The organism is Brevibacterium sp. FAM 27836 (assembly GCF_051351055.1).
GTDB lineage: Bacteria > Actinomycetota > Actinomycetes > Actinomycetales > Brevibacteriaceae > Brevibacterium.
Genome location: NZ_CP195711.1, coordinates 2,937,315 through 2,949,787, shown reverse-complemented (window position 1 = coordinate 2,949,787; position 12,473 = coordinate 2,937,315). Strand labels below are relative to the sequence as shown.

Genomic DNA, 12,473 nt, shown 5'->3' with positions numbered 1-12,473 from the left:
GCCCTCTTCGGAGGTCGCGAACGGCCCCACCCTCAGTTCTAGTCACGCGACCAGCCCACCCTTCTGCTCAAGTCACGCGAACAGCCCCACCCTCAGCTCTAGTCACGCCAACAGCCCAACCTTCTACTCAAGTCACGCGAATCTCGAAAAGGTCGTCACTGGCGGCGACTTTTTCGAGATTCGCGTGACCTGAGCGGCACCACCTGCGGCACAGCCGGCCGAGAGGCAGGACTCTCGTGCGGTCAGTGTGCCGTCTGCTCGCAAGATCGGCCGCAGTATTCGCGCGTTAGGCTGTCTGCGCGCTGCGCCGATTGACGCTGTCTTTGATGCGCAGGAAGAGGTCGCCTTTGAAAAGGTCTTTCCAAGTGATTCTGAAGACCTGAAAGCCAAGATTGCGAAGCGAATACTCCCTGCGACGCTCATGCTCGAAGGCCTGCTTCGGGTCGGCACCGTCGAGGTAGTACTTTCCTGCTCCATCGAATTCTGCGATGACGTGAGCCTTTGGATTGGCGAAGTCTGTCCGCGCAACGAATTCACCGTTCTCATCGAGAATGACCACTTGCGGTTCGAAGCCTGGCACTGAGTATTCGACGAACCGGACCGCCGTGATCGATTCGGCCACCGACTCCCGCCGGGCGTCGACGTTCGCGGCTACGGCATCGATGCGTCCTTGTCGGGTTCTCACAGGGTGACGAGCGCAGTAGTCTGCGAACTCTCGAGCTGAGATGAGCTTTCGACGGATCGCCTCGTCCACCACAGCGACAGAGAACGCCAGTGGGCAATCACGGGACACGTCCAGCAGGGTCTGAGGCAATGAAGTGACCCGGCAGCCCCTGACGATCTCAGTCTTCGCCTCCAGCGGCCTCTTCCAGACGCGAACGAAGGAACGCTGGACCCCGAACTCCGGGTGGGAGAATTCCACACGGGTGGGTGCACTGTCCTCGAAGTACGGGATCGACAGGCCGTGGACGATCAGGGCGCTCTGGTGAGAGAAGACCGCTCCGGCAGGAACATCATCGACATACGACCGCACGAGGATGCGCAGATCCTCATTCCGCTTGAGGGCCCCTGCCGACTCCTGCGGCAGGCTGATACCCGATGCAGTCCCAACACTCGCAATGAATCGGTGCGCCGGATCGTCGCAGACCGCCGTCACCACATACACGCCGCGGCGGACTCTCCTCACACAGCAGCGCTCAGCCAGCCGCAGTTGGTAGGAATTGAGCCCAGCGGCGCTGAGTTCTGCAGAAGTCAGGCAGGCGAACATGCACCCAGCATTCCGGAGCTGAGTGACCCACCACAAGGTTGGTTCCAGGGCCTGTGGATAACCGCCCACTCGAATCCACAGGCTCAAGTAGCACGAAACTCGAAAAAGTCGTCACTGGCGACGACTTTTTCGAGCTCCGCGCTACTTGAGCGATGTTGAGCACGACGGAAGGCTGCAAAGTCCGGTTGGCGGCAACCGATCGCCCCTTGACAGGGCGGCAACCGAGCGACCCCTTGACCGGGCGGCGGAGCGGCAGCACGGGTCAGAGCGCCAGATGCTCCTTGACGGTGGCAGCGAGACGTTCGGCCTGTTCGGTGGCGGTGTCCTCGGTGGCGGCTTCGACCATGACGCGAATGAGTGGCTCGGTTCCCGAAGCACGCAGCAGCACGCGGCCGGTGTCGGCCAGTTCGGCCTCGACAGCGGCCACCTCGGCGGCGACCTGCGGATGGTCGAACCCGTGTTTGTCCACGCCCTTGACGTTGACGAGAGCCTGCGGCAGCTGCGGGATCTCCGCGGCCAGGTCGGCCAGAGTGCGTTTGGCGTCCGCCATGCGCTTCATCAGGTGCAGCGCCGTCTGCACTCCGTCGCCGGTCGTACCGTGATCGAGCATAAGCACATGCCCGGACTGCTCTCCGCCGAGAGAGTAGCCGTCGGCGAGCATCCGCTCGAGCACATAACGGTCACCGACGGAGGTCTGCACGGTGGCGATGCCGTACTTGTCCATTGCCTGCTTCAGCCCGAGGTTCGACATGACGGTCGTGACCAACGTATTTCCGCGCAGCTCACCGAGCTCCTTGAGCCCGATCGCGAGGATGCCCATGACCTGGTCGCCGTTGACGACGCGCCCCAGGGAGTCCACGGCCAGGCAGCGGTCGGCGTCGCCGTCGAAGGCCACACCGAGGTCGGACTGGGTTTCGACGACGAGTCGCTGCAGCGGTTCGAGGTGCGTGGAGCCGACCCCGTCGTTGATGTTGAAGCCGTCGGGTTCGGCGGCGGAGACGATGACTTCGGCGCCGGCCTGGCGCAGTGCGGCGGGTCCGACGATGGAGGCGGCACCGTGGGCGCAGTCGACGACGACCTTGAGTCCCGACAGCGGACGCACGTTCCCGGCGTCGACGCAGCGCACGAGGTGCTCGGTGTATTCGTCCGCGGCGGCCGGGTAGCGGGAGATGCGACCGACAGCGGCACCGGTCGGGCGATCCCACTCCTCGTCGAAGATCGCGAGGATCTCGTCCTCGACCGCGTCGTCGAGCTTGGTTCCGCCGGCGGCGAAGAACTTGATCCCGTTGTCGGGCATGGGGTTATGGGAGGCGGAGATGACGACGCCGAAAGCCGCACCTGTGTCCTTGACGACCTGGGCGATGCCGGGCGTCGGCAACATGCCCGCATCGAGAACGTCGACCCCGGTCGAGGCGATGCCTGCGCTCAGTGCCGCGGAGAGGAATTCGCCGGACACGCGCGTGTCTCGCCCGACCACAGCGAAGGGGCGCTTCTCACCCGTCCAGCCGCGGCTGAGCACGCGTGATCCTGCGACCGAGAGCTGCAGCGCGAGTTTGGCCGAGATGTCACGGTTGGCCAGTCCGCGCACTCCATCGGTGCCGAAGAGTCGAGACATGTGGGGGTCCTTTCGTCAATGTCGGAGTCGATCTTAGTCGATCCCCTCGCCGAGGCGGCCGATCACGACCGGTGTCACCGCTGGGATCGAGGGGATGGGACGTGATCGCATCGAACGCAGGTTTCCGCGCCCGGATATGAGAATGCGGCCCCGAACCAGGTTCGGGGCCGCATTCTCACGTTCGTCGAACTGAACTGTCGATGACTGCGACTCAGTGGCAGACCAGTCGCAGCTTCTCGAACAGGTCGATCAGCGCTTCGAGAACTGAGGTGCCTTGCGGGCCTTCTTGAGTCCGGCCTTCTTGCGCTCGGGGACGCGAGCGTCGCGGCTCAGGTAACCGGCCTTCTTCAGCTCGGCGCGGTTGGACTCCGCATCGATCTGATTGAGCGAGCGAGCCACGCCCAGGCGGACGGCGCCAGCCTGGCCGGAGGGTCCACCGCCGGAGATGCGCACGATGACGTCGAAACGACCATCGAGGTCCAGCAGGGTGAAGGGCTCGTTGACGAGCTGCTGGTGCAGCTTGTTCGGGAAGTACTCTTCGAGAGTACGTCCGTTGATCGTCCACTCACCGGTGCCCGGAACGAGGCGCACGCGAGCAATTGCCTGCTTGCGGCGGCCGACTCCGTTGCCGGGAGCGGTCAGGGACTGTCCACGTCCACCAGCGGTGCTTTCGCCCAGGCCGGCAGATTCGGGAGTCTCGGAAGTGTATTCGGTGATCTCTTCTTCGACAGTTTCTGTCGCGTTGGTGGTATCAGCCACGGTTCTCCTCGGGATGTCTAGAGCTCAGGCGCTTACTGCGCGACCTGGCTGAGTTCGTACGGCTGCGGATTCTGGGAGGCGTGCGGGTGCTCAGCACCTGCATAGACCTTCAGCTTCTGCATCTGGGCACGTCCGAGACGAGTCTTCGGGACCATACCGGCGACAGCCTTTTCGACTGCACGCTCAGGATGAGTGGCGAGGAGCTCGGCGTAGTTCACGCTCTTGAGGCCACCGGGGTATCCGGAGTGGCGATAAGCGCGCTTCTTCTCGAGCTTCGCACCTGTCAGCGCGACCTTGTCGGCGTTGATGATGATGACGAAGTCACCGGTGTCGGTGTTCGGGGTGAACGTGGTCTTGTGCTTGCCGCGCAGGAGGCGTGCAACCTGCGAAGCAAGGCGACCGAGCACCTGGTCAGTGGCGTCGATGACGTGCCACTGGTGCTCAATGTCACCGGACTTAGCTGTGTACGTACGCAAAAGTAGCCTTCTTTTCGTATCTTGTCAGTGCAGCGCCGAATCCTCATCGGGTCGTGAGTCCAACTGGGTCCCAAGCGCTGGTTGTCTTCAATCGGGTGAACCTATCGACGCATTCCCCTCACCTACGGGCCTGCAACGCATGAGGCTATGTAAGGGAGTGCGACAAGCACACACAACGACAATCAAATATACATGGCCGCAGGCCTGGGGAGCAAACGCTCAGAGCGGTCTCAGACCCGCGCGAAACCTGAGCCGATAGTATTGATCTGTGCCGACTCACTCCAGCCTGCTCTCCCGACTTCCCGCATTGAGAATCCTCATGCTGGGTCTGCTGGTCGGGCTCCTGGCAGTCGGGCTCCTCACGGCCGGATTCGGAATCGGCTCCGACCAGGCGCAGGCCGCGACGGGGAGCACCACCCGCAGCGGGGCCACATCCTCGGAGAGCGGGACCGCCTCGGCGCAGGCCTCGACCGCCTCCCCCACCGCGGCCGATGACGCGACGACGGCCCCGGACGGGAAGACGATCGTCTTCGGCATACCGGGCCTGACCATCAACGATATCGACCGCGAGCGCACCCCGAACCTCTACCGCCTGCTGTCCAAGGGGGCGGCGGCCAACCTCAACGTGCGCACGATCGGCGCAGCCACATGCCCCGCCTCCGGGTGGCTGTCCTTCGGTGCCGGTGCCCGAGCGCAGGCCGGGCCCGCCCCCGACGCCGAGGAGGTCGACGACGAGGACTCGGCCCGCTGCCCGACGATGATCGGCCCCAGCACGAACTTCGATCACGATTCCGTCGACTCCGACGACGGGGCCGCCGACCCCGTCCGCGAGGGCGACGAACCGGACGAGGAGTCCGCGAAGAGTGACGAAACTCATGGGCAGAAGTCGGTGGCCGGGGCGACCACGGCACAGATCGAGGGCTTCGACGCGGTCAAGGAGCCGAACATCGGCTCCGGTTACACCGTCGACTACGGGATGCTCGCCCGCATCGTCGCCGAACAGGGCAAGGGTGCGCCCGAGGGCACTCCCGCCGGCCATGAGGATGCCGTCCTCGAACCCTGCGTCGCCGCCGAGGGCCCCGGTGCCGCCTATGCCGCCGCCGACGAGAACGGAGTGGTGACGGACTTCGCGGAGAACGCGAACGCCACCGACTGCCGCCTCGACCTCGTCGATCTCGGCGCGATCGGCATCCGGTCCTGGCTGTTCGACCCGATCCCGAACTACTCGTACACCGTGCCGCCCGACTTCGACCGGGAGACCCGCGTCGCCGAGGCGGATCGCCGCCTCGGGGTGCGACTCAAGGAGATCCGGGAGAATGCGAAAGAGGGCGCGGCCGATCCGACGATCATCGTCGCCGGTCTCGGCGACAGTTCCGGACTTCCGCAGCTGCGGGCCTTCATCGCCTCCGGGCCCGGCTTCGCGCCGGGGTCTCTGTCCTCGTCGACGACCCGCACCCCTGGGCTGCTGCAGATCACGGACCTGGCCCCGGGCATCCTCGACATCCTCGGCGTCGACTCCCCCGCCGCCGTCGGCTTTGCACAGACGCCCAGCGACGACGACCCGCAGAAACGCATCGACGATCTCGTCGCCGAGGCGCAGAAGTCGACGACGATCCACCAGCACCTGGCGACGTTCTCACTCACCCTCGACATCGTCTTCTACTCCCTGTTCCTCCTCTGCGGTCTGCTGCTGAGCCGGTCGGTCCTCGCTCGCCGAGGCGGCGCCACCCTGGCACCACTCGTCCACCGCGGACTCGGCTGGGTCTCCCTCGGTGTCGCGGCACTGCCCATGGGAGCATTCCTCGCCGGGCTGCTGCCGTGGTCGCGGATGGCCCAGCCGGACCTCGGACTGCTGCTGTCGGTCCTCGGCACCGCCGCCGCACTGTTCGTGCTGGCACTCATCCCGCCGTGGGGTCGGACCTGGCGGGGCCGGGTCGGGGCACTGACCGGGGCGAATCTGCTCATCATCGCCATCGACCTGGCGACCGGTTCGCATCTCCAGGCGAATTCGCTGCTCGGCTACAACCCGATCGTCGGCGGTCGCTATTACGGTCTGGGCAATCAGGGTGCCGCGATCTTCATCGTCAGTCTCTTCATCTTCTTGGGCCTGACCGTGTCCTGGCTGCGCGCCCGCGGTCACCGACGCTTACTCGTCGTCGTCCCGATCGTCATCGGTCTGATCGCCGTGTTCGTCTCCGGCAATCCCTCCTGGGGCGCGAAGTTCGGCGGCACGATCGCCATCCTCGCCGGGCTCATGGTGCTGTTGGCGCTGCTGACGAAGATCCGTCTGTCCCTGGTCCGCCTCGGACTCATCGGTGTCGCATCCCTGGCCGTGCTCATCGGCATCGCCTTCCTCGATTGGCTGCGCCCGGCGGGATCACGGTCGCACTTCGGCAACTTCTTCGGCCAGATCGTCTCCGGCGAGGCCCTGCAGGTCATCGGCCGGAAGCTCGGCGCGAACCTCCACATCATCCAGGTCAATCCCGCCCTGGCCATCGTCACCCCGCTCGCGGTCATCGCCGTCCTGTTCTTCCTCCGCTACCTGCTCCACTTCCCGCGGTTCACTGCACACAGCAGTGGCCTCGGCGGCAGCGGCGGCCGCAATGGTCGGACTGCGCGGCTGGTGAACAAGTGGCGGGGCAAACTGCCGCAGGTGTTCGCCGACTCCGACCTTCACTTCGGGTTCCTCGCCGCCGCCACCGGGCTCGGCGTCGGACTCGTGCTCACCGATTCCGGAGTCGCCGTGCCCTCGACCGGAGCCATGGTGCTCCTGCCCTACCTGCTCGCGCTCAGTGCCGAACACGCCGAGGACACCGTGGCAACGACTTCCGGGACCTCATCAGGCGGCCCGCCGCCGGCGCGAATCGGTGATGACACCGGCACCGAGGAGGCCCACCGATGAGGTTCACCGTGCCCTCGATCGCCGGCCGAGTCCTCCTCGGCATTCTCGCAATCGCACTCATCTTCCTCGCCCTCCCCGATGTCGCGCAGGCCGACTCGGCCAGTCAGGCCGGCTCGGCCGATCGGGCCGGCCAAGCCCCGCAGGTCGGTCAGGCCGACCAGGCTGCGATGGCTGCACAGAATTCGGAAGGGGCGGGCACGCAGCGATCGGTGTCATCAGACGACAAGGCTGCCTCGGCGGATCCGGGTGCTGTGTCGATCAGCGTCTCCGGTTTCAGCTTCGAGGACCTTGACCCGCGCACCACCCCGCACCTGTGGGTGATGATGAAGGGCGGGCAGATCGGAACGATCACGCCTCGCAGTGTGCGGTCGACGAGTTGCCCGGTCGACGGCTGGCTCGGGCTCGGTTCCGGGCGGCGGGCGGCCGACGAACCCCGCGATCAGTGCCGCGAACCGGCCGCGCCCCTCGACGGCTGGGTGGCTGATTGGGACGTGTACGCGCAGGTCGCACGCAGTGACAACTACGATGCCTCCCTCGGCGCCCTCGCCGAGGCGGTGCCCGACATCCGCTCCTTCGGTGATGGGGCCGCGATCGCCGCCGCTTCCCCTACCGGCCATGTCGAGAACTGGTCGCCCGTCGGGTCCAACCTCGGCGCGGACGTGGCGAAGTCCGCCGGAGATGGCGAGCTCACCCTCGTCGACCTCGGCAACACCGCCGCCGACGGATACTCGCTGAAGAAGCTCGATGCCCAGGTTGGGGACATCCTCGAGGCGACCGGTTGGATGAGTGCGGACCGTCCGAACCGCCTCGGCGAGGGGACGGTTCCCGTTGTGTTCTCCTCGATCGCCGATGGCACGCACGAGGGTTCGTCGATGCAGGCGACGATGATGCTGCGACCCGGCCAGTCGGCCGGACTGCTCACCTCGTCTTCGACCAGGCAGCCGGGGCTCGTGCAGGTGCCCGATCTTGCGCCCACCCTCGTATCGCTCTCCGGTGCCGAGGAGATGGACAACGCAGCCGGTGCGCCAATGACGGTCGGGTCGACCGGGTCAGATTGGAAGGCGCGCTTTCAGGCCGTGCTCGACCGGCAGGTGGCGGTGAAGACGCAGAATGATCTCTCGACGTGGTTCTTCCCCGTCGTCGCGGTCCTCATGGTCGGGCTGCTGACCTGCGCTTGGTTCCTGCGGAAGAACCATCGCGAACTCGTCCATTCCGCGGCGTACCGCCTCGGCGTCGTGTTCGCGGCGATGCCGATCTCGACGTATCTGGTCAACGCGGTCCCCTGGGAGCGGGCGACGAACCCGGACATCGCGATGCTCGGGGCACTGGTCGGTTGGGCGCTGCTGCTCGGCGGTTTGGCGCTGCTCGGACCATGGCGAAACCACAAGTTCGGGCCGGTCCTCTTCGTCTCGGTCGTCACCGTCTGCGTCCTCGCCTATGACGTCGTCACGGGTTCGCAATTGCAGATGTCGACACTGTTGGGTGAGCCGCTTCTCATCGCCTCTCGGTTCTACGGGATCGGGAATTCGGCGCTGGCCCTCTACTGCTGTGCGCTGCTGTTGGCGGTCGCCGGTTTCGCCTCTCTGGTGACGAAGCCGCTGCACCGCATCCTCATCGTCACGCTTCCCGTACTCGCCTCGTGCGTGATCCTCGCCGCCCCGGGCTTGGGCACGAAGTTCGGTTCCGTGCCGACGCTCATCATCGGCGTCGCCTACCTCGTGCTGGCGGCGGCGAGCATTCGGTTCTCCCTCAAACGACTCGGGCTGACCGTGAGCATCGCCGGGGTCGTCATGCTCGCTGTGCTCTTCCTCGATTGGCTGCGCCCGGCCGATCAGCGCACTCACTTCGGCCGGTTCTTCGACTCGATCATCAGCGGTCAGGCGCTGAGCGTGCTCGCCCGCAAGATCGGGATGAACATCGACATCCTCACCCAGTCGTGGATGACGCTGGTGCTGCCGCTCATCATCATCGGCGTGTTCTGGATGGCGCTGGATCCTCTGCGCTTCGGCCTGCGCGGACTCCAAAACACTTACCTGCGGGTCCCGCTGCTGCGTGCGGCGATGATCAGCCTGGCGATCCTGCTGGGAGTCGGCACCCTCATCAACGACTCGGGCATCGTGGTTCCGGCCGTCGGCATCCTCTTCCTCGTCCCGGTCCTCACCCACCTCGAGACGTTCCGAGCGAGTCTGCCGCCGACGCCGGCCGGCACGGGCACCGTGGAGAACACCGTGGAGTCGGGTACCGCAGTCGTCGATGCCGACGCTGACGCTGCGGACGCCGACGCCGCGACCGAGCCCGACACAGACGCTGCGGCCGGCGCCGCGGCCGAGCCCGACGCGTCCGAGCCCGAGTCGGGTTCTCGCAGCTGAAGCCGGTCGCATCACTCACCGTCAGCGGCAACTCCTACAGCTCGCAGCAATACGACGCCGAAGCGACAAAACACCCCGAAGCAACGGTGCACCGTGCCGCTACCAGGCAGTATTGAAGCTAACGGTGAGGGATGCTCGCTGAACGGTGGCGATTAGCGCGGAAACACCGACTGCAGGATGGAAGACCGGCCGTTGGGCGGAGCCTTGCATGCTTGAGGGCGAACGACAGGCCGGAGTCTTGCAGGCTGGAGGCCCGACGGCCGCCAGAACCCTGCGAACTAAAGACTGCGGGGCCGGAGAGAAGTTCTCTCCGGCCCCGCGGCCGCGTGCATGCTTCAGCGTGGACCTCGCTTCGGCGTGGGCCTCGGCTCAGCCCGGCATCTGCTTCAGCGTGGGCTTCGGGTCAGCTGGTGATCTTGCGGCGGCGAACCACTGTGACCGCGGTGCCACCGGCGACGATGAGCGCGAGAGCCGCAGCGACGATGTTGAAGGTCTCGAAACCGGTGCGCGGAAGATCGCCGCCGTCCTTCGAACCGTTCGCATCCGAACCGGATCCGTCAGACGAACCGCCGTCGGATGAGGCGTTCGCATCGGCACCGTCGGCAGAGGACGAACCGTCCGAGCCGCCGGCCGCGCTGTCGCCGCCGTCAGCACCGCCGCCGTCAGCTGCGCCACCGTCGGCCGCGCCTCCGTCAGCACCGCCGTCGGCCGAACCGTCGTCACCGGCCGAGGCATTCGCATCATCGGACACCGCAGCGGTGGCCTCGTACTCATGTGCCAGCGGCAGCGGGTTGTCATCCCACCACGGGCCCTCAGCGTTCGCCTGCAGGCTGAGCTTGACTGTCACATCCCCCGAAGCATCCTGCGGAGCGGTTACGGTCACCGGAGTCTGCGACTCCCCCGCCGGGATCGACTTGAGCGTGATCGTCTTCGCGGCATTCGCGTCGGCCTTCACTTCGGGCGCCTTGGCCTCGGAGTCCTTCGCGGATGCCGACTCAGCCGAGAACTTCGGGGCCACCTCGGCGGTGTATCCCTTCGGCAGGTCGACGGTGACGTCGATCGGACCGGCGACCTCGGACTTCGCGTCAGTCTTCAGGACGAAGTCGGCGCTGGCTCCGGGCGCGATGGTCTTCGGACCGGTCAGCTCAGCGGTGAGATCACCGCTGTCGATGACGTCATCGGCCGCATCGGCCTGGCGTTCGTTCTTGTCGGGTGAGACCGGCGTGTTCTTCTCGAAGTAGTTCACCCAGGTGTCGAAGTCGGTGAGGCCCGACTGCTCGAACGTGCCCTCGGCGAAGGAGGTGAAATTGTCACCACCGGCGGCGAGGAAGCTCAGCGTCGCAACCCGGTAGTCCTTCTCCTCATCGATCGCCTCGCCGTTGACCTTGACCGACTTCACATGCTGACCGCGGTCGGCTTCGGAGTCGTAAACGACGTCGAGCTCATCGGAGATGCCCAGGTGGAGGAAGGAGTTGCGCGCACCCTCGGGCTGCCACTGCTCTTCGAAGAGCCCGATGACATCGGCACCCTTCATCGTCACGACGCCGTGGTCGTTGGCGAACGGCAGCACTTCGTTGAGTTCGGCGGCCGTGACTTCGCACTTCTCTTCGGTGTTGTAGATGTGATCGCAGAGCAGATCGGTGCGCAGACCGCCCGGATTCGTGATTCCGAAATCCGCCTCGTCCAGCTGCGAATCCTCCACACCGTCCTTGAGCGCATCGGCAACGAGGTTGCCCAGCGTCGACTCGCCGCCGCGGTTCTCGTTGCCGTCGGAGAAGGCACGAGTGATGTCTTCGGTGATCTTGCCGTGGACGACAGATCCCGGAACCTTGGCCGCTTCGTCCGCCTCGGCGACAATCTTCTCAACCTCGTCCACGACCGGGGAGTCATAGCTCTGGTCCTCGGTCTCGATGAGGTTGACCGCATCCGTCGACCAGTCGCCCTCGCCGTCGGAGGTGAGCTGGACCTGCCCGACGTGAGTGCCGTAGTTGCCGGCCTCGAGGACCGGGCGGGTCCGGTCGGCGTCGCCGGGAACCGGAGCTTCGAAGCTGTAGGGCAGATGAGTGTGGCCGGTGAACAGCACGTCGATCGACGCATCAGCCTCGGTCACGAGCTTCTTGAACTCCGCGTTCGAGGCCTTCGCATCCTCGAGGCTCTCCGTCGACGACGCGCCGAGGTGGGCCTCGACGACCGTCATATCCGGCTGTTCATCGGCCGGCAGGTCTTCGATGTCGTCGGCGACCCGATTGACTGCGTCCGTGGGATCGCCGAATTCGATGGCTTCGATGCCCCCGGGCGAGACGAGCGTTGCTGTCTCCTGCGTGACGACGCCGATGACGGCCACCTTGACCCCGTCGACGTCGACGATCGAGTATTCGTCGAGTCCGTCGACGACGTCCTCGGTGCCCTTGGCGTAGACGTTCGCGCCGAGGTAGGGGAAGTCCGCTCCCTCGACGACGCGTCCGGTGAGGTCTTCGACTCCGCGGTCGAACTCGTGATTGCCCACCGCCGATGCCTGCACGCCGATCGCGTTGAGGACATCGAGCGTGGGCTTGTCCTTGGCCGAAGACGAGTTGTACGGGGAGGCACCGATGTTGTCACCGGCCGAGAGCATGCCGGTGCCGCCCTTGGAGTCGAACGCAGCGCGCTGCTCCTCGACGACCGACGCGACCTGGGTTCCGGCGTCGGAGATGCGTCCGTGGAAATCGGTGATGTTGAGCAGCTGCACCTGGGTGCCGGCCTCTGCCTCCTGCGCCGAGGCGGTATCGTCGGTCGACGTCGGCTCGGCGGCGGATCTCGCCTCATCGTTCGCGGCTTTCCCACCGTCTGCGGCGGGACCGGTCGGGTTCTGCTGGGACTCGTCGGCCGGGGAAGACGCGGCCGAGGAGGGCTGCCCCTCGCCGAGGCCGGGTGCGGCGGCGGCCGGAGACAGGCCGGGCAGCGTCAGCATCGACACCGCCGCGCCTGCAGCCAAGACCTTTGACACAAGTGTGGACATGTATTCAGTTCCTTATGAGTTTCATCGGGCGCACATCAACGGTGCCGCGGTGGGAGACATGCCCATCCTGCAGTGCCGATGCGAACG

Annotated in this window: 7 protein-coding genes; 2 read left to right on the top strand and 5 right to left on the bottom strand. The window is 65.9% G+C overall.

Translation table 11 applies throughout. The features are described 5' to 3' along the window. Positions 1-286 precede the first annotated feature (286 nt). The 4 genes from ACSE4D_RS13195 to rplM all read right to left on the bottom strand — a co-directional run bounded on the left by ACSE4D_RS13195 (position 287) and on the right by rplM (position 4,117). Entirely contained in the window at positions 287-1,267 is a 981-nt protein-coding gene (locus tag ACSE4D_RS13195) for a hypothetical protein (protein ID WP_135540238.1), read from the bottom strand. Between the two features lie 262 nt (positions 1,268-1,529). Next, a complete protein-coding gene (glmM, locus tag ACSE4D_RS13190) occupies positions 1,530-2,882 on the bottom strand; it encodes a phosphoglucosamine mutase (RefSeq protein ID WP_135540240.1) in 1,353 nt (450 codons plus the stop codon). A gap of 249 nt (positions 2,883-3,131) precedes the next feature. Continuing rightward, positions 3,132-3,641, bottom strand: a complete 510-nt coding sequence (rpsI, locus tag ACSE4D_RS13185; RefSeq protein WP_135540242.1) for a 30S ribosomal protein S9 — start codon at positions 3,639-3,641, stop codon at positions 3,132-3,134. Positions 3,642-3,673: 32 nt separating this feature from the next. After that, positions 3,674-4,117: a 50S ribosomal protein L13 gene (gene rplM, locus ACSE4D_RS13180; RefSeq protein ID WP_135540244.1), complete on the bottom strand. Its 444-nt coding sequence runs from the start codon at positions 4,115-4,117 to the stop codon at positions 3,674-3,676. 268 nt (positions 4,118-4,385) lie between these two features. Between rplM and ACSE4D_RS13175 the strand changes: the two genes are divergently transcribed. Both ACSE4D_RS13175 and ACSE4D_RS13170 read left to right on the top strand, forming a co-directional pair. After that, a complete protein-coding gene (locus ACSE4D_RS13175; protein WP_436326079.1) occupies positions 4,386-7,019 on the top strand; it encodes a hypothetical protein in 2,634 nt (877 codons plus the stop codon). Further along, on the top strand, positions 7,016-9,388 hold the full coding sequence (locus ACSE4D_RS13170; protein WP_436326078.1) for a hypothetical protein: 2,373 nt from the start codon (positions 7,016-7,018) through the stop codon (positions 9,386-9,388). The genes ACSE4D_RS13175 and ACSE4D_RS13170 overlap by 4 nt, the downstream gene beginning before the upstream one ends. 403 nt (positions 9,389-9,791) lie before the next feature. Here ACSE4D_RS13170 and ACSE4D_RS13165 read toward each other — a convergent pair whose 3' ends face one another. After that, a complete protein-coding gene (locus ACSE4D_RS13165) occupies positions 9,792-12,386 on the bottom strand; it encodes a bifunctional metallophosphatase/5'-nucleotidase (protein WP_436326077.1) in 2,595 nt (864 codons plus the stop codon). Positions 12,387-12,473 lie beyond the last annotated feature (87 nt).

What these genes read in the sequence shown, in the direction of transcription:
- ACSE4D_RS13195 (WP_135540238.1), bottom strand. Translation starts at nt 1,267, where the DNA reads ATGTTCGCCTGCCTGACTTCTGCAGAACTCAGCGCCGCTGGGCTCAAT.
- glmM (WP_135540240.1), bottom strand. Translation starts at nt 2,882, where the DNA reads ATGTCTCGACTCTTCGGCACCGATGGAGTGCGCGGACTGGCCAACCGT.
- ACSE4D_RS13170 (WP_436326078.1), top strand. Translation starts at nt 7,016, where the DNA reads ATGAGGTTCACCGTGCCCTCGATCGCCGGCCGAGTCCTCCTCGGCATT.
- ACSE4D_RS13165 (WP_436326077.1), bottom strand. Translation starts at nt 12,386, where the DNA reads ATGTCCACACTTGTGTCAAAGGTCTTGGCTGCAGGCGCGGCGGTGTCG.